17 protein-coding genes are annotated in these 21,557 nt (G+C 65.6%); 7 read left to right on the top strand and 10 right to left on the bottom strand.

Features of this window, described 5'->3' with window-relative positions; all coding sequences use genetic code 11:
- The first annotated feature begins 121 nt into the window (after window positions 1-121).
- From O1Y97_RS11380 to O1Y97_RS11370, 3 genes are all read left to right on the top strand, one after another.
- The gene (locus O1Y97_RS11380; RefSeq protein WP_318764065.1) at window positions 122-1,786 is read left to right on the top strand and encodes a Na/Pi cotransporter family protein; all 1,665 of its coding nucleotides are present in this window, start codon (window positions 122-124) and stop codon (window positions 1,784-1,786) included.
- Window positions 1,787-2,148: 362 nt separating this feature from the next.
- Window positions 2,149-3,312 (top strand): amidohydrolase, encoded by a 1,164-nt coding sequence (locus O1Y97_RS11375; RefSeq protein WP_318764064.1) that lies wholly within the window; start codon window positions 2,149-2,151, stop codon window positions 3,310-3,312.
- 374 nt (window positions 3,313-3,686) lie between these two features.
- A complete protein-coding gene (locus tag O1Y97_RS11370; protein WP_318764063.1) occupies window positions 3,687-4,271 on the top strand; it encodes a glyoxalase superfamily protein in 585 nt (194 codons plus the stop codon).
- A 68-nt stretch (window positions 4,272-4,339) separates the two neighbouring features.
- On the opposite strand, the gene O1Y97_RS11365 is transcribed toward O1Y97_RS11370, so the two are convergent.
- A complete protein-coding gene (locus O1Y97_RS11365) occupies window positions 4,340-4,789 on the bottom strand; it encodes a GatB/YqeY domain-containing protein (protein ID WP_108609809.1) in 450 nt (149 codons plus the stop codon).
- A gap of 289 nt (window positions 4,790-5,078) precedes the next feature.
- Here O1Y97_RS11365 and carA point away from each other — a divergent pair, with 289 nt between their 5' ends.
- Window positions 5,079-6,281 (top strand): glutamine-hydrolyzing carbamoyl-phosphate synthase small subunit, encoded by a 1,203-nt coding sequence (gene carA / locus O1Y97_RS11360; RefSeq protein ID WP_318764062.1) that lies wholly within the window; start codon window positions 5,079-5,081, stop codon window positions 6,279-6,281.
- Between the two features lie 322 nt (window positions 6,282-6,603).
- Window positions 6,604-6,888 (top strand): hypothetical protein, encoded by a 285-nt coding sequence (locus O1Y97_RS11355; RefSeq protein WP_183260020.1) that lies wholly within the window; start codon window positions 6,604-6,606, stop codon window positions 6,886-6,888.
- Between the two features lie 61 nt (window positions 6,889-6,949).
- Here the strand turns inward: O1Y97_RS11355 and O1Y97_RS11350 are convergent, their stop codons facing one another.
- The 9 genes from O1Y97_RS11350 to O1Y97_RS11310 form a co-directional block, all read right to left on the bottom strand.
- Window positions 6,950-8,200, bottom strand: coding sequence for a TCR/Tet family MFS transporter (locus O1Y97_RS11350; protein WP_318764061.1), 1,251 nt, complete (start codon window positions 8,198-8,200; stop codon window positions 6,950-6,952).
- 213 nt (window positions 8,201-8,413) lie between these two features.
- On the bottom strand, window positions 8,414-9,334 hold the full coding sequence (locus O1Y97_RS11345; protein WP_318764060.1) for an aldo/keto reductase: 921 nt from the start codon (window positions 9,332-9,334) through the stop codon (window positions 8,414-8,416).
- The gene (gene ypfJ, locus O1Y97_RS11340) at window positions 9,334-10,239 is read right to left on the bottom strand and encodes a KPN_02809 family neutral zinc metallopeptidase (protein WP_108607403.1); all 906 of its coding nucleotides are present in this window, start codon (window positions 10,237-10,239) and stop codon (window positions 9,334-9,336) included. The genes O1Y97_RS11345 and ypfJ overlap by 1 nt, the downstream gene beginning before the upstream one ends.
- 122 nt (window positions 10,240-10,361) lie before the next feature.
- Entirely contained in the window at window positions 10,362-10,550 is a 189-nt protein-coding gene (locus O1Y97_RS11335; protein WP_108607402.1) for a hypothetical protein, read from the bottom strand.
- A gap of 79 nt (window positions 10,551-10,629) precedes the next feature.
- Window positions 10,630-11,829: a DUF418 domain-containing protein gene (locus tag O1Y97_RS11330; RefSeq protein ID WP_318764059.1), complete on the bottom strand. Its 1,200-nt coding sequence runs from the start codon at window positions 11,827-11,829 to the stop codon at window positions 10,630-10,632.
- A 5-nt stretch (window positions 11,830-11,834) separates the two neighbouring features.
- Window positions 11,835-12,461, bottom strand: coding sequence for a TetR/AcrR family transcriptional regulator (locus tag O1Y97_RS11325; protein WP_318764058.1), 627 nt, complete (start codon window positions 12,459-12,461; stop codon window positions 11,835-11,837).
- A 103-nt stretch (window positions 12,462-12,564) separates the two neighbouring features.
- A complete protein-coding gene (locus O1Y97_RS11320) occupies window positions 12,565-15,126 on the bottom strand; it encodes an AMP-binding protein (protein ID WP_318764057.1) in 2,562 nt (853 codons plus the stop codon).
- Window positions 15,127-15,277: 151 nt separating this feature from the next.
- On the bottom strand, window positions 15,278-15,994 hold the full coding sequence (locus O1Y97_RS11315; protein WP_318764056.1) for a class I SAM-dependent methyltransferase: 717 nt from the start codon (window positions 15,992-15,994) through the stop codon (window positions 15,278-15,280).
- A 75-nt stretch (window positions 15,995-16,069) separates the two neighbouring features.
- Window positions 16,070-17,242, bottom strand: a complete 1,173-nt coding sequence (locus O1Y97_RS11310) for an MFS transporter (RefSeq protein WP_318764055.1) — start codon at window positions 17,240-17,242, stop codon at window positions 16,070-16,072.
- A gap of 145 nt (window positions 17,243-17,387) precedes the next feature.
- Here O1Y97_RS11310 and O1Y97_RS11305 point away from each other — a divergent pair, with 145 nt between their 5' ends.
- Window positions 17,388-17,729 carry an ArsR/SmtB family transcription factor gene (locus tag O1Y97_RS11305; RefSeq protein ID WP_108609807.1) on the top strand — a complete coding sequence of 114 codons (342 nt, stop codon included), beginning with the start codon at window positions 17,388-17,390 and terminating at the stop codon, window positions 17,727-17,729.
- A gap of 243 nt (window positions 17,730-17,972) precedes the next feature.
- Entirely contained in the window at window positions 17,973-21,458 is a 3,486-nt protein-coding gene (carB, locus tag O1Y97_RS11300; protein ID WP_318764054.1) for a carbamoyl-phosphate synthase large subunit, read from the top strand.
- Window positions 21,459-21,557 lie beyond the last annotated feature (99 nt).

The raw sequence follows: 21,557 nt of genomic DNA, 5'->3' as shown, positions 1-21,557 counted from the left end.
CACACGCGTGCAATATGGACGAAAAATATTATCCGGCTAATCTAATCGACATGGTCAAGACAGTGATTCGCATGCGCGTCCTGCCCTTCGCAGCCGCCCCAGACTTCAGCCGGTGCCGCCGATGAGCGGCTCCGTCGTCCTGCTCCACCTCGCCGGCGCGATAGCCTTGCTGCTGTTCGCCACGCGCATGGTGCGCACCGGCGTCGAACGCGCCTATGGCGACGTCCTACGCCACAAGCTGCGCAACACCATGCGCAACCCGATCCTGGCCGTTCTGGCCGGCACCGCGCTCGCCATCGCCTTCCAGAGTTCCACCGCGGTCACCCTGCTCGTCGGCTCCTTCGCCGGGGCCGGCATCGTCAGCGGCATCGCCGGCCAGCTTGCCGTGCGCGGCGCTGAGATCGGCTCGGCACTGGTCATCAAGATCCTGACCTTCGACCTGTCGCTGCTGGTGCCGATCTGCCTCGCCGCCGGCACCACCATGTTCCTGGCCACCGACCGCCGCAGCTGGCAGCAGACCGGCCGCATCCTCGTCGGCATCGGCCTTCTCGTGCTCTCGCTCGAAATGGTCGGCCAGGCCTCCGAGCCGCTGCGCGAAAGCAGGCTGCTGCCCGTCATCGTCGACTATTTCGCCGGCGATCCCATCACCGCCTACCTGCTGGCCGCCGTCGTCACCTGGCTGTTCCATTCCTCGATCGCCGCCGTGCTGTTGATCGTCACCCTTGCCGGCCGCGGCTTCGTGCCGCCCGAACTCGGCATCGTGCTGGTGCTCGGCGTCAATCTCGGCAGCTCGATCATCGCCCCCCTGCTCACCCGCAACGCCGAACCCGGAGTCCGGGTCGTCCCCATCGGCAATCTTCTGATGCGCGGCGCAGGCTCGCTCGTCATGCTGGTTGCCTTCCTCTGGGCCAAGCCGTCGGTCGCCTTCCTCGGCGCGACCGTGCCCGACCAGATCATCAACGCCCATATCCTGTTCAACTGCATCATCCTGGTCGCCGGTATCCCGCTCGCCAAGCTGGTCTACAGTGCCTCGGAAAAGATCGTCGCGCTGGGCACCAGGGCCGACCCGGCCAAGGACATGGCGCTAGCCGAACTCAGCGCGCTCAACGAGGCCGCGCTCGACACGCCGTCCCAGGCGCTGGCCAACGCCACGCGCGAAGTGGTCCGCGTCTGCGAAACCGTCGAGATCATGCTCCAGCGCATCATCGAGCTCTACGAGAAGCCCGAGGCCGACAAGATCGCAGCCCTTGCATCCCTCGACGATCGGGTCGACCGCAAGCATGCAGCGATCAAGCTCTACCTCGCCAAGGCCACCATCCGGCCGATGACCGAGGACGAGGCGCTGCGCTGCCAGGAACTGCTCGGCGCCTGCGTCAAGCTCGAGCAGGTCGGCGACATCATCGTCCGCAACATGCTCGCCCATGTGCAGAAGAAGCTCGACCGCGGCCTCGAGTTCACGCCCGAGGGCTGGCGCGAACTGACCGCGTTCCACGCATCGGTGATGGCCAATGCGCGCCTTGCCTTCAACGTGCTGGTGTCGCGCGACGCCAATACCGCCCGCCAGCTCGTGCTCGAGAAGGACAGGCTGCGCGACGTCGAGAAGCAGACCAGCCAGAGCCATTTCCTGCGCCTGCGCGACGGCACCATCAAGAGCGTCGAGACCAGTTCGATCCACCTCGACACCATCCGCGACCTCAAGCAGATCAACTCGCTGCTCGCCTCGATGGCCTATCCGGTGCTCGAAGAGCAGGGCCTGCTGCGCGGCTCGCGCCTCAAGGCAAGCTGAGCGGACTCAGACATCCCCTTCTCCCATTGTGGGGTGAGGAGTGGTGGCCGAAGGCCAGGAAAAGCCAACGATTTGGCTGTTCCAACGACGAGCGCCCAGAGCCATAGCGGAGGGCCGGGGTGCCCCGAAGGGGCAGATGAGGGGTGCTGGACGGAGTATGGTATTTCCAAACTCTCTTTGACGGCACGCATTCTCCACCCTCCCACTCCGCCCAGCACCCCTCATCCGTCTCGGCGCTACGCGCCGATCCACCTTCTCCCACAAGGGGAGAAGGTAAGCCTCGCGCCCTGGCCTCACGGACAAGCCTTGCCTGCCACCGCCAATCCGAGTGAGGCTCTCCCTCCGAACCCGGGGATCAGCACATGGCCGCGCTCGACCAGAAAACCCTCATCGCCGAGATGACCGCATGGCGGCGCGACCTGCATGCCCATCCCGAATTCGGCTTCGAGGAGAAGCGCACCGGCGCCTTTGTCGCCCGAAAGCTGAGGGAATTCGGCCTCGACGAAGTCGTCGAAGGTATCGGCGGCACCGGCGTCGTCGGCACGCTGCGCCGCGGAACCGGCAATCGAGCCATCGCGCTCAGGGCCGACATGGACGCCTTGCGCATCACCGAGCAGGCCAGCCACGGCCACGCCTCGCAAAATACCGGCGTCATGCATGCCTGCGGCCATGACGGCCACACGGCGATGCTGTTGGGCGCCGCCAAGCTGCTTGCCGGCGACGGCGGCTTCGACGGCACCGTGCGCTTCGTCTTCCAGCCCGCCGAGGAGTGGGGAAAGGGCGCGCTCGCAATGCTCGACGACGGCCTGATGAGCCGCTTCCCCTTCGACGAGATCTACGGCCTGCACAACATGCCCGGCCTGCCCGTCGGCCATTTCGAGACCCGGCCCGGGCCGATCATGTCGGCGGAGGACAATTTCGAGATCGTGCTGCGCGGCCTCGGCGGCCACGCCGCCCGCCCGCATGGCGGCCGCGAGGTGCTCGTCGCCGCCTGCGCGCTGGTCGCCAATCTGCAGACCATCGTCTCGCGCCGGCTGAGCCCGGCCGACATCTCGGTCGTCTCGGTCACCGAACTCATCACCGACGGCACCCGCAACGCCCTGCCCGGCTTTGCCCGCGTGCTCGGCGACGCCCGCAGCTTTCGCCCGGAGGTCAGCGCCGAAATCGAACGGCAGATGCGCATCATCGCCGAAGGCACGGCGCTGACCTACAATTGCACCGCCGAGGTGACCTACACCAGGGAGTTCGTACCGCTGATCAACGACGCCGATGCCACCGAGGCGGCGATCGCAGCAGCCCGCACCGTCTTTGAAACCGGCGCGGTCAACGGCCACGGCGAGATCGTCACTGCTTCCGAGGATTTCGCCCGCTTCCTCGATCATGTGCCCGGCTGTTTCGCTTGCATCGGCAATGGCGAAGCCTCGGCGCCGCTGCACAACCCGTCCTTCGATTTCAACGACGAGGCCTTGATCCACGGCGCGCGCTTCCACGCAGCCATCGTGCGCCAGCGCCTGCCCGAGGCGTGACCTCACCTTCTCCCCTTGTGGGAGAAGGTGCCCCGAAGGGGCGGATGAGGGGTGTTGGAAGAAACGAGAGGAAGCAGAAGGGAACTCCGGGGGGCGGAGACGCAGCACTTCGTCCAGCACCCCTCATCCGTCTCGGCGCTGCGCGCCGATCCACCTTCTCCCGCAAGGGGAGAAGGCAGGCCGCGCCGGCATCCTTGACGACATCGACCTTGCCCGAATCGGATTTGTTGGCGACACTCAAGCTGGCCGTGCAGCCTGCCGCTCGCTCCTTCCGGATTGGTGAATGCACCTCACCCTTGGTTTGACCCTCTTGGGTGGCCGTCGGCAACGCGAGCACTGACGTTGTTTGTCACCCCTTCCAAGGGAACCAATCCATGCCGACACTTGATCGCGTGAAGTCCATGGCCAAGGAACTGCGCAGCAGCCTGGCCGCACAAAACATCCACCTCTCGCACAGCGCCTGTCTCGAGATCGTCGCGCACCAATTCGGTTTTTACGACTGGAACATGCTCAAGGCGCACTGCGACACCAAGTCCGAATTCCACATCTCGATCGTGGTCGAGCACGGCTGCGAGGAAGAAGCGGCCGCGTTCTACCAGCGGGCTTTCGGCGCCGTTCGTGGCGGTGCCTACATGTTCGAGGGCGAGCCGATCTCCATAGACCTTCACATCGGGGATACGGCAATGCAAGTCGGAGGAGCCAACCCCCGCAGGGAACTGGAGCCGCACCGAGGCGGCCCCTTTTATCCCAAGGCCAAGGGCGCGGTCAGTACGGTCTTCATACTTGACGTCGCCAACGCTGAGATCGCCCTGCAAAGAGCGGTCAATGCGGGGGCGACCCTTCGGGGAGAGCTGGATGTAGCGACCGACGGCCGACGCGGCGCCACGGTGTTCGATCCGTTCGGCCATATCTGGGCGCTCCAGGACAGGACGCCCCTCAGGCTTCGCCGCGCCGCCTGAGCTCCCAAGAACAACGCCCCGACTGCATGGCAGCCGGGGCGTTGTTCAAAACCCAATCGGGGCAAAGCCTACTGCAGCAGGTTCTTGACGATGCCGCTCGCCTTGCCGAAGTCCATCTGGCCGGGATAGCGCTCCTTGAGCGCATTCATGCAGCGCCCCATGTCGCGCAGGCCGTCGGCACCGACCTCGGCGATCACCTTCTGCGCCGCGTCGCGCACCGCCCCCTCCTCCATCTGCTTGGGCAGGAAGTCGGTGATGATGGTGATTTCGTCGCGCTCCTGCGCGGCGAGCTCCAGCCGTGAGCCTTCCTCGAAGGCCTTGGCCGATTCCTGCCGCTGCTTGACCATCTTGGTCAGGATCTGCAGGATTTCCTCGTCCGACACCGGGTCCTTGCCGGCGCCGCGATGGGCGATGTCGCGGTCCTGGATTGCGGCCTGGATCAGCCGCAGCGTCGAGGTACGGCGCTTGTCGCCGGCTTTCAATGCAGTCTTCAGCGCCTCGGCGAGCATCTCGCGCATGGCCATTACTCCTGAACGTGTCGCAAACAATAGCGCCGACCTGCCACAGTGGCAAACCGAATGACAATGGCCAACTTCCTGTTTTCATTAGGAAAAATAATTAGCCACGAATCCCGAACCGGTCATTGACCACCCGCCGGCCTTCGCTTATTGTCCGCGCCTTGCAAGGACTAGTTTGTTTTGTGCACGGGGCCCGCCTGACGGTGGTCGTCCGTGCTTTTCGCTGCGCGATATGGCCTCTCCCGAGCCATTTTTCAAGTCGCGGCGCCCGTTACGCAGGAGCATCGCCATGGCCTCAGAGACCGCCCCCTGGGCAACCGAAGTGCCGACCGCCGTTCTGGTTCTGGCCGACGGCACGGTCATTACGGGCCGAGGCCTCGGCGCCACAGGCAGTGCCGTCGCCGAAGTCTGCTTCAACACCGCACTGACCGGCTACCAGGAGGTTCTCACCGATCCCTCCTATGCCAGCCAGATCGTCACCTTCACCTTTCCCCATATCGGCAACATCGGCACCAATGACGAGGACATCGAGGACCTCAACCCGGCGGCCCGCTTCGGTGCTGTCGGTGCGGTGTTCAAGGCCGATGTCACCAACCCGTCGAGCTATCGTGCCGCCGACCATCTCGACCAGTGGCTGAAGCGCCGCGGCATTGTCGCCATGTCGGGTGTCGACACCCGCGCGCTGACCGCGCTGATCCGCGAAAAAGGCATGCCCAATGCCGTCATCGCGCACGCCCCCGACGGCAAGTTCGACATCGACAACCTCAAGGCCCAGGCCCGTGCCTGGTCCGGCCTCGTCGGCCTCGACCTCGCCAAGGAGGTCACGTCGGGCCAGTCGTCGTCCTGGACCGAGACGCCCTGGGTCTGGAACGAGGGTTATGGCGAGCGCAACGAGGCCACCATGCACGTCGTCGCCATCGACTACGGCGTCAAGCGCAACATCCTGCGCCTGCTCGCCGGCCTCGGCGCCAAGGTCACGGTGGTTCCTGCCAAGACCTCGGCCGAAGACATCCTGGCGATGAAGCCGGATGGCATCTTCCTGTCCAACGGCCCCGGCGATCCCGCCGCGACAGGCGAATATTCGGTGCCCGTCATCAAGGACCTGCTCAAGACCGAACTGCCGGTCTTCGGCATCTGCCTCGGCCACCAGATGCTGGCCCTTGCCCTCGGCGGCAAGACCGCAAAGATGCACCAGGGCCACCACGGCGCCAACCATCCGGTCAAGGACCACACCACCGGCAAGGTCGAGATCGTGTCGATGAACCACGGCTTTGCGGTCGACGCCGGGTCGCTGCCGCAAGGCGTGGAAGAAACCCACGTCTCGCTGTTCGACGGCTCCAACTGCGGCATCGCACTCACCGGCCGGCCGGTGTTTTCGGTCCAGCACCATCCCGAGGCCTCGCCCGGCCCGCAGGATTCGCACTACCTCTTCCGCCGCTTCGCCAACCTGATCCGCGAACGCCAGGGCGAGCCCGCTCTCGCCGAGCGCTGATCAGTCGTTCGACTGAACGCAAAAGGCCGCCTTGGGGCGGCCTTTTTTGTTGCCCGAGCAACTCGACCCGCCACAAGAGCTGCGACGCACTGGCAGTGCTTCGCCACGCCCAGCTTCCGGTCAAGCTCGCGCCCAGTTTCGCCCGGCAGCGCAACGACGCCGAACCTGAGATCGACAAGTAGAGACCGTTTACAAAGAGGCAATATTGTCAGTTCGCGTCTTCAGTACTTGGCGTACAACTTCGACAAGCACGCCGTCCACTTTGATGCTGGCACGCTTCGTGCATGACGACTACGAGTGAACTGAAGAAACGGGGGTAGTCATGGCATATGTGATAGATCTCAATACGCGTGAACAGCTAGAACAACGCAAGGAAGGCCGCCGCCGCACGCTGAAGGGAGCCAAGCTCTCGTTCTACGGCGGCTATTGCTCCTTAGAGGGGATTGTTCGCAACCAGTCCCAAAATGGCGCAAGGTTGGATTTTGACGACACAACAGGTGTCCCGCCAGAGTTCAATCTGGCAATTGCCGGTGAGGCGGCGAAACGAACGGCGCGCGTGTGCTGGTATTCACCGACATCGGTGGGTGTGCGCTTCATGGAACAATAGTGGTGGCTTCCTGCTGGCCTGACGGCCAATCGGGCCTCGCCTGACTTGGCGAGACTCCCGGCTATGAGGTTGTCGTTAGGGCCGCTTGCTCGGTCGTTGCCGGCCTTTCGACCTTGAGCAAGAACACCAACAGCGACAGCGACAGGAAAACCCCACCCAGCACATAGGGCGCGCCGGCGAATGAAACCGGGGCGTTCGGCCCGGTGAACCATGCGAAGATCCCGGTATAGAGCAGCGGCGTGATGATGCTGGTGATCGAAAACAGGCTGGTCATCGCACCTTGCAACTCGCCTTGCGCCGATGGCGGCACCTTGGCGGCCGCGAGGCTGCGCAGCGGCGGGTCGGCCAGCGCCTCGAGGCAGGTCGCCACGATCACCGCATAGACCAGCCAGCCCTCCCAGGCGGCGGCATAGCCGAAGGCGGCGACCGTCGTGAACGCCAGGCCCACCGCCGCCGTGCGCCACTCGCCGAGCAGCGGTATGGCGCGCGGCAGCACCAGCGCCATGACAAGCGCACCGCCGATGCCGAACACGCCGAGCGAGAAGCCGATCTGCTGCTCGCTCCAGCCGTAGCGGTAGCTGCCGACGAACGACCACACCGCCGGATACATCATGTGGCCCAGCGTCATCAGGAAGAACACCATGCCGATCCAGCCGATGCCCTTGTAGTTGCGCATCTGCTTCAGCGCCCCGAGTGGATTGGCGCGCTTGAGCTCGAACTTGCGGCGGTTCTCTTTGGTCAGCGTCTCCGGCAGGAAGAAGTAGGCGACGACGAAATTGAGGAAGGCAAGGCCGGCGGCAAAGAAGAACGGCACGCGCGGTCCGAACCCGCCCAGCAGGCCGCCGAGCACCGGCCCGATCACGAAACCGACGCCGAAGGCGATGCCGAGCAGGCCGAAATTCTTCGCCCTGTTCTCGTCGTTCGAGACGTCGGCGATGAAGGCCGAGGCCGTCGAATAGCTGGCGCCGCTGATGCCGGCCAGCACGCGGCCGATGAACAGCATCGAATACGACCAGGCGATGGCGCAGATCAGATTGTCGATGGCGAAGGTCAGCACCGAGGCGAGCAGAATCGGCCGGCGGCCGAAACGATCGCTCAGATTGCCCATCAGCGGCGCAAACAGGAACTGCATCGCCGCATAGACGAAGAACAGCCAGCCGCCCTCGATCGCTGCGGCACTGACGCCGACGCCGGTCAGTTCCTGCAGGAAGGCCGGCAACACCGGCATGATGATGCCGAAGCCGATGACGTCGAGCAGCAGCGTCGTAAAGACGAGCGCAAGGCCCCTTCTGGCAGTCTTTTCATCAACCATGTCGAACCCACCTGGCATGTCGTCGCGCATCGGCGATGCCGGTGATGCGCGGCTTCAAGCTGTCGCAGCATGTCTTATTACGGCTGCGCCGAAGGCAGCAGCCGGCATCGAGCCGCCGGGGGCAGTGCGGAACGCTTATATCAGCGGCAACGATCAGGAACAATACGTGAACACATCAAAGTGTCTGATGCGTCTTGGGGCACGGACGGAACGTTACGGGACCGCCCTGCCCTCGCTTGCTTCGAGGATCGAAAACCATTGCTGGCGGTCGAGCGTGACGTCGAGCGCGCGCACGAGCTGCGCCAGCCGCTCCGGCTTCATCGTGCCGAGCACCGGCACGAGGCGCGCCGGATGGCGCAGCAGCCAGGTAATGGCGACCGTCGCAATGTCATGGGCGCCGGTCTCGGCCGCCACCAGGCTCAGCGCCGCCCGCACCTTGTGCTCGCGCTGGCCATCGCCGGTAAACAGCGACCCGCCACCGAGCGGCGACCAGATCATCGGTGCATAGCGCAGCCTTTGCGCGTGGTCGAAACGGCCGTCCGTCAGCGCCGAGGTCTCGAGCACCGAATGCTCGATCTGGTTGGTGACGACAGGAAACGGGAGCCGTGACGCCAGAAGGTCGAACTGCGCCACCGTGAAATTCGAGACGCCGACGGCGCGCACCTTGCCCGCCTTCACCACCCGCTCCAGCCCCGCCGCCGTCTCGTCGGCATCCATCAGCGGGTCGGGCCGGTGGATCAGCAGCAGGTCGAGATAATCAGTGCCGAGGTTTTTCAGCGACCGGTCGACCGACGCCGAGATATGGGCGGCACCCGTGTCGTAATGCTTCAGCCGGTTTGCCGGCCGCTGCGGCGACTTCAGCATGATGCCGCATTTGCTGATCAGCTCGATGCTGTCGCGCCGGCCCTTCCAGCGCGCCAGTCCGGCGCCGAAGGCCTCCTCGACCTCGTAGCCGCCATAGATGTCGGCGTGGTCGAAGCTGGTGATGCCGAGATCGACCGACATGTCGATCAGCCGGGCTACTGCCTCGGCGTCCGGCTTCGCTCCACCATCGAGCAAGCGCCAGGCGCCGAACACCAGCCGCGACAGCGACGGGCCGCCCGGCACCAGTTCGATGCGCTTGTCCGAAGCCATCAGATCGGATTGTTGAACGTATCGCAGGACGACAGCTTGCCGCTCTTGAAGCCGGCGGCAAACCAGCGCTGGCGCTGGTCGGAGGTGCCGTGGTTGAAGCTTTCCGGCACGACATAGCCCTGCATGCGCTTCTGCAACGTGTCGTCGCCGATCTGCTGCGCGGCGTTGAGCGCCTCCTGGATGTCGCCCTCTTCGAGCAGCCCCTTCTGGGCGGTGTAGTGGCCCCAGACGCCGGCGAAGCAGTCGGCCTGCAGCTCGACGCGCATCGACATCTGGTTGGCGTCGGCCTCGCTCATGCGCTGCCGCATCTGGTTGAACTTGGGCAGGATGCCGGTCAGGTTCTGCACGTGGTGGCCGACCTCGTGGGCAATCACATAGGCCTGGGCGAAGTCGCCGGCGGCGCCGAACTGCTTGGCCAACTGGTTGAAGAACGAGGTGTCGAGATAAACCTTCTTGTCGCCGGGGCAATAGAACGGCCCCGAGGCCGACGAGGCGTAGCCGCAGGCCGACGAGACCTGGCCCGAAAACAGCAGCAGCTTGGGCTCCTCGTATTTCAGCCCCTCGGCCTGGAAGATGCCGTTCCAGGTGTCTTCGGTCTCGGCCAGCACGGTCGAGACGAACTGGGTCATCTCGTCGTTTGCCGGCGCGCCGCCTTCGGTCACCTGGCCCCCGCCAGGCGAGCCGTCGCCGCCGGCCAGGATCTGCATCGGGTCGATGCCGCAGGCGCGCAGCGCAAAGAACAGCACGACGAGAATGATGATGCCGGAAAGTCCACCGCCGCCGCCGATGCGCGGTCCGATCGGCAGGCGTCCGCTGCCGCGGCCGAAGCCACCGCCCAGCCCGCCGCCGCCCTGGCCGCGCGCATCCTGGACATTGTCACTCTGGCGACGGCCTCTCCAACGCATGGGCATATCCCTCAATGTTCGTCGTCGCGGGCTTGGCTCCGCTCAGGGAGACAATTAGCCCAACGCTTGATTCAAGTCACAGGGTTTTTGGTTGTGCCACCCGGGCGCGCAACCGCTGGCGGTCAGCTCTTCTGCTTGGTGCCGGCGCTCTTGCCGTCCGAGCTTTTCGAGCGCTCCTCGAAGCGCTTCTCGCCCTTCTTGAAGTCCTGGCCGGTCTTGGCCTCGACCTTGCGCTCTTCCCTGGCCGCTGCTTGGCGCAGGCCCTTGGCGGCTGCCTTGCCCTTCGGCGTCGGGGCTTGTGTGATGGCCATTGTCGCTTCCTCCCGGGCGCCGGTCCTAGCTGGCGCTCAGGCTAACGCAGGCGGGCCGCGCTTGTTCCCGCCGGGTTCGTCATTGCCGGACGGGCGCCGCGTCCCTGCGCCATCGCGGCCAGGCCGCGACGGTCACCGCGCGCAGCAGCCATTCCAGCGGGCCATAGGCGAAACGGCCCATCCACCAGCGGCTGAGCGCCAGCTGCCCGGCGAAGATCGCCACGGCGATCAGTTGCGCGCCCAGCGGCGGCACCTCCCCCATCAGCCTGAGGCCATAGGCATAAAACAGCACCGAACAGACCAGCGACTGGAACAGGTAATTGGACAAGGCCATGCGCCCGGCCGGCGCCAGCATTTCTGGCAGGCGCCTGAACCGCTGGAAGGCCAGCATCGCCAGCGCCACATAGGCCCCGGTCAGCAGCGGTGCGGTCAGCAGGCCGACAGCCAGCCCGGGCAGTTCCCAGCCGGTGCCGATCCCGTAGACCGAGGTCCAGCCGTAGAAAGCCGCGCCGGCGAGGCCGACGGTCATGCCGGCAGCGAGCAGGCGGCGCAGCAACGGCTGATAGTCGTCGAGCTGCACGAACAGCTGACGCTTGCCGGCGACGAGGCCGACCAGGAACATCGCCAGCGCGCATGGCCCCTGCATCAGACCGATCACCACCCAGACATTGCTCAGTTCGGCAAGGTGCTGGGCGATGACGCTGCCCGGCGTACCAAGATAGGCCGACTTTGTCGCCTCGCCTTCGGCCAGCACCGCCGCTGCATCCAGCGACATCGAGTCCAGTGCCGCCAGTGCGCCGAGCGCTGCCCAGCCCAATGCCGTGACGACGACCAGCCAGAAGGCGAGCCGAAGCGCGGTCTTCTCCTCGATGTTGCGCAGCACGAGCAGCACCATGCCCAGCACCGCATAGGTCGTCAGGATGTCGCCGTGGAACAGCAGCACCGCATGCGCCAGGCCGATGACCCACAACCCGGCCTGCCGCCGTAGCAGGCGTGGCACGAAGGCCTCACCGGCGCGCTCCGCCGAGGCCATCTGGAGCGTAAAGCTGTAGCCGAACAGGAACGAGAACAGCAGATAGAACTTTGCTTCGAACAGAAAGGCGACGACGAACCGCACCGCCTGGTCGAGCGGCGCGGCAAATGCCGGATCGGCAACGCCGAGCCCGTAATAAGGCGAGGAAAATGCCGTGATGTTGACCACCAATATGCCCAACAGCGCAAAGCCGCGCAGCGCATCGACATTGGTGATCCGCTCTTGTTGAACCGATTTCGCAGTCATTGCTCTCATGCCCCTGCCGTCATGGTCGATACATCCGCCCGCGGCCGCAGGAACCGCCCGAGCAGGACGCGCATCGTTGCGTGCTGGTTCTTGGGCTTGAACTCGCCATCGACCGCGACGCGGCTGAAGATGCCGTCGATCAGCGCCGCCACCCAGGTCGCCGCATCGGCCATGTCGAGCGTGGCGTCGGCCTGTCCGCGCGCCGCCGCCTCGGCCAGCAGGCCTTGCAGCGCCGAGCGCAATTCGCGGTCGTTGCGGCCGACGCGCATGGCGATCGCCGGGTCCCGCCCCGCTTCGGCGGAGATCTCCAGCGCCAGAGACGAGAACTCGGCATCGGCAGCCAATTCCAGCACCAAGTCCATGAAATCGAGCAGCGCGGCATGGAGGTCGTCGCGCGCACCCAACGTCTGGAAGAATGCCGCCGTCTCCTCGCCTTCCTGGTCGACGATCGCGCCGATGATCTCCTGCTTGTTGGGGAAATAGTGGAACAGATTGCCCGGGCTCATACCGACCGCCGCGCAGATCTCGGCGGTGCTGGTCTGGTGGAAACCCTTCCTGGCGAAGCAGGTCCTTGCCGCATCGAGGATCGCCTGCCGCCTGGCGGCGTGCTTTTCAGGATCGACCTTCCGCATCGGTTCACTCGCTTCATTAATTAATAGACTAGTCGATCTATTAATTGCCAAGCCCCGTGCAGTCAACCGAGTGCGGCGGCAGCAGGATGCGGAAAGGGAAAAGCTACTCCGCCGGCGCGGCGTGTGCCCCCAGCGGAGCATCGGCCCGCGGGCTGCGTCGGTCCGCCAGCCAGGCGGCGAGCGCCTTTTGGGCATGGAATGCCGCGATCCCCGTCAGGATGCCGATTGCCACGCTCAGCGCGGACGCCACCGGCCACGAGATCAGCGGCTTGACGTGTGGCGCCAACAGCTCCGGCAGCAGGCGATGGAACAGGTAGATGTGATAGCCCGCAGCAGCCACTGGCAGGGCGACGGCGGCGAGTTGCTTCGGCACGGCCACGCGCGGCATGTAGAGCAGCACGGTCACGCAGGCCAGTTGCAGCATGAACTTGACCCAGGATCCGGTCCAGTTGCCGCCCCAATAGGCCATGACGGGAAACGCCAGGATCGCAGCCCCCAGCACCAGCAGGCGCTGCCGCGCCGTTCGGGCGTGGAACACGCACCAGCCGAAGGCAGCCAGATAGAACACGTCCGACACGGTGAATATCTGCACCGCCCCGACCGCCCAGACCTTGGGCGCCAGGAACTTGATCGCCACCGCCACGACGAGCGCCGCCATGCCGACGCCGAAGGGATTCTTGGCCACCCGCCGTCGCACAGCCGGCAGCGAGAACAGCCCGGCGACGATCAGCATGACCTGCGCGTAGGCCTCCACGAACCAGTAGAGATGGGGCAGCATGTGCTTGGGATCGAAAATGCCGAGATTGCCGACCAGGAAGACCGACGGCCACAGCACCTCGCCGCGCGCGATCGAATATGCGGCGACGATCGGCGCATAGACGGCCAGGTTTGCGGCCAGCGTCCTGAGCAGCCGCGTCGTCTCCCCGCGCATCAGGGCTGCGCCATGGAAACGCGCCAGCCCGTAGCCGACCAGCATCACCAGCGCCGCAGCCCCGCCGGGGATGGGCCACAGCGTGGCATGGTGGAGCACGACGAGCATGATCGCCATTGCCCGCATCAGGAGATCGGAATCGACCACGCGCAAACCGCTGGTCTGGCGCCCGAGCCTTGCCAGCGTGCCCACAGGCATCTTCTCCCAGCCCTCGGGGATACGTCCCAGCTTGCGCTCGAGCGTCAGCGACAGCTGCACGAACAAAAGCGAGTCGCCGCCCAGCGCCTCGAAGCTGTCGGCCGGCGTCACCTTGCGCGGATAGAAGGCCCGGCTGAACGCCTCGACAATGCCGGGGTCGGTTTTCCCCGCCTGTCGTGCGCGCTGCGCCACCGCCGGATAGTCGACCTTGCCCGATGCCAGCCGCGGCAGGGCTTCGACCGCCACCGCCTCGACATGCAGCGGCGTCAGGCCGCTCGCCGCGATCATCAGCTTGCAGACGTCCTCGGGCGCCTCGCCGGAAGAATAGGCCGCCACCAGCCGCCGGTCACAGCCCGTCACAGCCGCCACGATGCCACGCTGCGCCAGCGCATGCTCCACCGCCTCGTGGCTGATCCTGAGGCCGGCGATCTTCGACATGCGCTTGAGCCGCCCGACGACGCGGAAGAAGCCGTTCTCACAGCGTTCGGCGACATCGCCGGTGCGCAATTCTTCCAGTTCCGCGCCTTGTGCCAGATCGGCCCGGCTCTCGGCATAGCCCATCATCACGTTCGGGCCGCGATAGACGAGTTCGCCCGCAGCACCCGATGCCTCGATCTGCGCGCCATCGTCGCCGACCAGCATCAGTTCGCCACCCGGAATGGCAATGCCTATGCTGTCGGGGTTCGCCGCAAGCGCCTCCGGCGGCACATAAGCGATGCGGGCAGTCGCTTCCGTCTGGCCGTACATCAGAAAAAGGCGGCGGCCGTCTTGCTCGAGCTTGCGCCGAAAAGTGTCGCCAAGCCCGGCGGGAATGCGCCCGCCCGCCACTGTCATGAAACGCAGCGACGGCAGTTCCTCGGGCTGGAACCCGGTCTTTTCCATCAGTTCGTAGGAATAGGGCACGCCGCTGATGTTGGTCACCTCGGCCGCGCGCAGATCGTCGATAAATCCCTTGTCCACCACGCCCTTGGCCGAGACGAACACGCTGGCACCGACAGCCAGGTGCGAGTTGAGCACCGACAGGCCATAGGAATAGTGGAACGGCAGGAGCAGCGCCGCCCGGTCGTCCGCCTTCAGCCCCAGATAAGAAGCGATGGCGTCGGCATTGCTGTCGATGTTCTTGCGCGACAGCCTGACGAAGCGACTCTTGCCGGTGCTGCCCGACGTCGCCAGCAGCACGGCGAGGTCCCCGTGCAATGCCTCTCCTGCCCCCTCGTGCTCGACCACGCGCCAGCGCCCGTCGAACAGCCGCACGTTCGCGTCGGGGCGGAAGTCTTCTTCGAAGTCGGCAAAGGCCCTGGCATCACCCGGCGCCAGCAGCGCCACTGCATGGTCCCCGGCGCGTGCCGCGAGATAGGCCGTGATGGCGTGTTCGGAGTTCGCCGCCTCGATGGCCACCAGTTTCCGGCCGTTGCCGAAACTTGCGGCCATCTCGGCTGCGCAGCGTGCCAGCTCGGCATAGCTGATGGCGGGGCGACCCGGGAAAATCAGGGCGGCACGGTCGCCATGCGTCGCCAGTTTCTGCAGGAATTCCATTCTTCGCTCGCCCCGCCGCTTCCGATGCAGCCACCTGAACGCGCGAGCCGATAGCCTTATTCCTGATAATTTGCATCAAGAAAATGCGAGACCTCTAATATGTGCCGGCTGACCGCCCTTAACGGACCGGTGTCAGGCGACCGTTGCGACCTCAGGCCAGGATGCGCGCCTTAAGCCACAGGAACAGCGGGATGCGCGACCACTGGCGCAATTGGTCTGTATCCGCTGTGTCGGGTGTGGGCTCGCGCAGCGCCGTGATTGCCAGTCCCTCAGCCTCGAACGCTGCCATGTAGTCTTCGAGCGGCTGCGACCAGCCGGCAAACTGCATCGTCAGGCCGTCACGCTGCTCCTCGCCCTCGAAATACTCCCGGCCGTAATACCTGCCGTCGATGACGAACGGCGCGTCCGCCTCACGCCCGGCAAAGCGGCCGCGGTCGCGGAATGGGTGGACCAGCGAAACGAACAGCGTCCCGCCTGGCTTCAAGACGCGACGGATTTCGCGCGCCGCCGCCGGCACGTCCTCGACGTCCATCAGCACGTTGTAGGCCATCACCAGGTCGAACGAGCCGTCCTCGAAAGGCAGGTCGCCGACACCGGCGACACGATAGTCGTCGGCCGACTTGGCCTCACGGGCCGCTTCCACCATGGCGGCGACGGCATCGGTCGCAGTCACATGGTAGCCGAGCGCCTTGAGTTCGCGGGACACGCGGCCCTCGCCGCAACCAACCTCCAGCGCGCGGCCAGATCCCTTGCCGATGAAATCCACCAGCCCTTTGCGATAGGCCCAGAAGGCGTCATGGCCGGGCGCGCGGGCCCACGCGATCCATTGCTCGGCCACGCCGGTCCAGTGTCTCTCGTCCTGTTTCATCGCTGCCTCGCTCGCTTAGAAGGCAGCGCTTATGCCATCCAAGACGGCGAGCACCCATGGCCACCGGCGCGCAAATCACCGTGCCACCGCGAGCCGGGCCGAACGGCGCGACAGTGCCAGCACGGCCAGCGCCACCAGCGGGAAGGCCGCCGCGACAAGACCGAGATCCGAAGGCGTGGCGAATTCCAGCACGCGTCCACCAATCACGGTGCCGAAGGCAATGCCGAAATAGAGCGCCGAAGCGTTGAGCGACAGCGTCAGATGCGCAAGCTCGGGTGCGAAACCGACGATGCGGCTCGCCTGCGCCGGCGGGAAGGCCCAGCCGATGATACCCCACGGCACCATCAGGCCGATCAGCACCGGCCCGGCGATGTGATGCGGCAACAGCTTCAGCGTCAGCGCGATCGCCAGGCAGAAGCCCGACGACATCAAGAGCGACAGCACCACCATGCGCGTCGCCCCGATCCGGTCGGCGAGGTAGCCGCTCGACAAATTACCGATGACCGCACCCGCGCCGAAGGCCAGCAGCATGCCCGGCAGGGCGATGGCCGGCAGCCCCGCCCCCTCCAGCGCCAGCGGCGCGATATAGGAAATGACGGTGAAACCACCGGCGAGATAAAGCAGCGTCACCAGCAACGACGGCAGGATGCCCGGCCTCGCGATGGCCGTGAAGCGCTCGCCGAGCGTCAGCTTGCCGCCGCGCGATCCCCTGGGCAGCCGCACCCACAGGATCGCGGCACAGGATATGCTGAGCAGCGCAATTGCCAGGAACGTGCCGCGCCAGCCCCACATCGTGGCGATCAGCGAGCCCACCGGCGCGCCGAGCGCCACCGCAAACGTCGTGCCGCCGACGACGACGGCAATGGCGCGCGCCCGATGTTCGGGCCCGGCCAGCGACACCGCGGTCGCCTGCGCGGTGGCCGCATAGAGCCCGGCCGCCATACCCATCACGATCTGCGCCACTAGCAGCCCGCCGAAGGACGAACTCGTCGCCGCAATGATGTTGCCGGCGACGAACACCAGCATCGTTGCCGCCAGCACGCGGCGGCGGTCGATCTCGCCTGCCAGCGCCGACAGGACGGGAGCGCCGACGGCATAGGCAAGCGAAAACGCCATGATCAGGTAGCCTGCGAAGGGCACCGAGACATGGGCGTCGCCGGCGATCGCCGGCAGAAGGCTGGAGAACACGAAGCCGACTGTGCTCATCGCAAACGAGCCGACCGCCAGCCAGATAAGGCGCTTGTCCATGACGCTGTCCTTAGTTCAAAATATGTTGAACTATTGAACTTGTCGCTGCGTCATGTCAATCTGCTTCGAACGCGCTCCTGCCATCGTGGTGTCGGCAGGCCGCGCAAACCTTGAACCGACCGGACAGCGCCGCTACCTTCGAACCATGTCATTGCCGCACCCCAATCCCGACCAGATCAGCCTCGCCAACGTGCTTGCCGTGCTCGGCGACCAGACCCGGCTCGCCATCGTCGGCTATCTCGCCCGCAACGAAGGCGTGGCGATGAGCTGCGGCCAGTTCCTCGATTTCGGCTCCAAGACCAATCTCAGCTACCACCTCGCCAAGCTGCGCGAGGCCGGTATCACCCGCACCGAGGTTTCCGGCACCAGCCGGCTGATCTCGCTGCGCCGCGACGACCTCGACAGCCGCTTCCCCGGACTGCTCGATTCGATCGTCACCGCCGCCCGCGGCCTGCCCCAGTTGGAGCGGCTCAGGGAAGATAGCTGAACCTCCAAAGTTCGAAGCGGACACGCACCGGCCGCACCTCGAAGCGCCCTCGCACGACGAACCGCGCGCACCGGAGTCATTCTTGCCTGTCTACAATGGCTTAAATGCTATTTTCGGGGTTCCCCCCTCCCCGTCCTTCCCCTATAAGGCGCGCCTAGCCTGATACTTGAATCTCACTTGCGCACCGGCCCGGGCATTGCCCCGTCCCGGTTCTTCGCGCAGGCCTACTGACGGACGCACGCCATGCCAAGACGCACCGACATCAAGTCCATCCTGATCATTGGTGCCGGTCCCATCGTCATCGGCCAGGCCTGCGAGTTCGACTACTCCGGCACCCAGGCCTGCAAGGCGCTGAAGGAGGAGGGCTACCGCGTCATCCTGGTCAACTCCAACCCGGCCACCATCATGACCGACCCGGAGCTGGCCGACGCCACCTACATCGAGCCGATCACGCCTGAAGTGGTCGCCAAGATCATCGCCAAGGAGCGCCCCGACGCGCTGCTGCCGACCATGGGCGGCCAGACCGCGCTCAACACCGCGCTTTCGCTGCGCCGCATGGGCGTGCTCGAACGCTACAATGTCGAGATGATCGGCGCCGACGCGCACGCCATCGACAAGGCCGAGGACCGCTCGCTGTTCCGCGAGGCCATGGCCAAGATCGGGCTCGAGACGCCAAAGTCGATGCTGGCCAACGCCTCCGACGTCAAGGACGCAGACCGCAAGAAGCACGAGGCCGAGCGCGCCGCCCTCAAGCTCGAGGCCCCGGCCGATCTCGACGCCGCGCTCGACGCGCTCGAAACCCAGTGGAACCTCGGCGAAGGCGACCGCAAGCAGCGCTACATCAACCACGGCATGGCGATCGGCGCCCAGGCGCTCGACCATGTCGGCCTGCCCGCCATCATCCGCCCGTCCTTCACCATGGGCGGCACCGGCGGCGGCATCGCCTTCAACCGCCAGGAATTCTTCGACATCGTCCAGTCCGGCCTCGACGCCTCCCCCACCACCGAAGTCCTCATCGAGGAATCGGTGCTCGGCTGGAAGGAATACGAGATGGAGGTCGTGCGCGACCGCGCCGACAACTGCATCATCATCTGCTCGATCGAAAACATCGACCCGATGGGCGTGCACACCGGCGATTCGATCACCGTAGCCCCCGCGCTGACCTTGACCGACAAGGAATACCAGATCATGCGCAACGCCTCGATCGCGGTGCTGCGCGAGATCGGCGTCGAGACCGGCGGCTCCAACGTCCAGTTCGCCGTCAACCCGGCCGACGGCCGCCTCGTCGTCATCGAGATGAACCCGCGCGTCTCGCGCTCCTCGGCACTTGCCTCCAAGGCCACCGGCTTCCCGATCGCCAAGATCGCGGCAAAACTCGCCGTCGGCTACACGCTCGACGAGCTCGAGAACGACATCACCGGCGGCGCGACCCCTGCCTCGTTCGAGCCGTCGATCGACTACGTCGTCACCAAGATCCCGCGCTTTGCCTTCGAAAAGTTCCCCGGCGCCTCGCCCGTGCTCACCACCGCCATGAAGTCGGTTGGCGAGGTCATGGCCATCGGCCGCACCTTCCAGGAATCGCTGCAGAAGGCGCTCCGCGGCCTTGAAACCGGCCTCACCGGCCTCGACGAGATCGAGATCCCCGGCATCGGCACCGACGGCGACGACCGCAACGCCATCCGCGCCGCCCTCGGCACGCCCACCCCCGACCGCCTGCGCATGGTCGCCCAGGCAATCCGCATGGGCACCTCGCTCGAAGACGTGCACGCCATGTGCAAGATCGACCCGTGGTTCCTCGAGCAGATCGCCGGCATCATCGCCATGGAAGCGCGCGTGCGCGAGCATGGCCTGCCCGAGGACGCCGACAACCTGCGCATGCTGAAGTCGATGGGCTTCTCCGACGCCCGCCTCGCCTCGCTTACGAGGAGCGAGCCCGAAGCCGTTCATAAGACTCGCCAAAAGCTCGGCGTCCACCCGGTCTACAAGCGCATCGACACCTGTGCTGCCGAGTTCGCCTCGCCCACCGCCTACATGTATTCGACCTATGAGGTGCCATTCGCCGGCAGCCTCGCCGACGAGGCCCAAGTCTCGTCCGCCAAGAAGGTCGTCATCCTCGGTGGCGGCCCCAACCGCATCGGCCAGGGCATCGAGTTCGACTATTGCTGCGTCCATGCCGCCTATGCGCTGCGCGAGGCCAGCTACGAATCGATCATGGTCAACTGCAACCCCGAGACCGTGTCGACCGACTACGATACCTCCGACCGGCTTTATTTCGAGCCGCTGACGGCCGAGGACGTGCTCGAAATCCTGCGCGTCGAACAGGCCGCCGGCACGCTGCACGGCGTCATCGTCCAGTTCGGCGGCCAGACCCCGCTCAAGCTTGCCGACGCGCTCGAAAAGGCCGGCATCCCGATCCTCGGCACCTCGCCCGACATGATCGACCTCGCCGAGGACCGCGACCGCTTCCAGAAGCTTCTCAAGAAGCTCGACCTGACCCAGCCCAAGAACGGGATCGCCTACTCCGTCGAGCAGGCCCGCACCGTTGCCGGCGAGCTCGGCTTCCCGCTGGTCGTGCGCCCGTCCTACGTGCTCGGCGGCCGCGCCATGCAGATCATCCACAATGAGGGCATGCTGCAGTCCTATCTGCTCGACACAGTGCCGGGCCTGGTGCCCGAGGACATCAAGCAGAAGTACCCCAACGACAAGACCGGCCAGATCAACACCCTGCTCGGCAAGAACCCGCTTTTGTTCGACACCTATCTCTCGGGCGCCATCGAGGTCGACGTCGACTGCCTCTGCGACGGCAAGGACACCTTCGTCTCCGGCATCATGGAGCACATCGAGGAAGCGGGCATCCACTCGGGCGACAGCGCCTGCTCGCTGCCGGTGCACTCGCTCTCCACCGAACTCGTCGACGAGCTCGAGCGCCAGACCTCGGCCATGGCGCGTGCGCTCAATGTCGGCGGCCTGATGAACGTCCAATATGCCATCAAGGATGGCGTGATCTACGTGCTTGAGGTCAACCCGCGCGCCTCGCGCACCGTGCCCTTCGTCGCCAAGACCGTCGGCAAGCCTATCGCCAAGATCGCCGCCCGCATCATGTCGGGCGAGAGCCTCGACGAGGCCTTCGCCCACTACGGCGCCAAGCCCGATGCGCGCAATCCCGGCCACATCGCGGTCAAGGAAGCGGTGTTCCCGTTTGCCCGCTTCCCCGGCGTCGACATCCTGCTCGGACCGGAAATGAAGTCGACCGGCGAGGTCATGGGCCTCGACCGCGACTATGCGCTCGCCTTCGCCAAGGCCCAGCTCGGCGCCGGCGTCGACCTGCCGCGCTCGGGCACGCTGTTCGTCTCGGTCCGCGACGAGGACAAGGCCGGCATCCTCGGCGCCGTCCAGCGGCTCTCCGGCCTCGGCTTCAAGGTTCTCGCCACCTCCGGCACCGCGCGTTTCCTCAATGAAAACGGCGTGCCGGCCGAAAAGATCAACAAGGTGCTCGAAGGCCGTCCGCACATCGAGGACGCCATCCGCAACCGCCAGATCCAGATCGTCTTCAACACCACAGATGGCCAGAAGGCGGTGTCGGACTCGAAGTCGATCCGCCGCGCCACCCTGATGCAGAAGGTGCCCTACTACACCACGCTTTCGGGCGCCGCGGCGGTTGCCGAAGCCATCGCCGCGCTCAAGGCCGGCTCGCTCGAGGTGCGTCCGCTGCAGGACTACTTCAAGTAACCGCGCTACACCAAAACTGCTGATCTCCCCCCTTGTGGGGGGGGTGAGATGCGGTCCGCATGGCGGAAGAAAAGCCAATTGCTTGGCTTTTCTAGCATC

This window comes from Aminobacter niigataensis, assembly GCF_946995915.1.
Classification (GTDB): Bacteria; Pseudomonadota; Alphaproteobacteria; order Rhizobiales; family Rhizobiaceae; genus Aminobacter; species Aminobacter niigataensis.
Note: the sequence above shows the minus strand (reverse complement) of the source record. Positions and strands in the feature narration are given on the sequence as shown.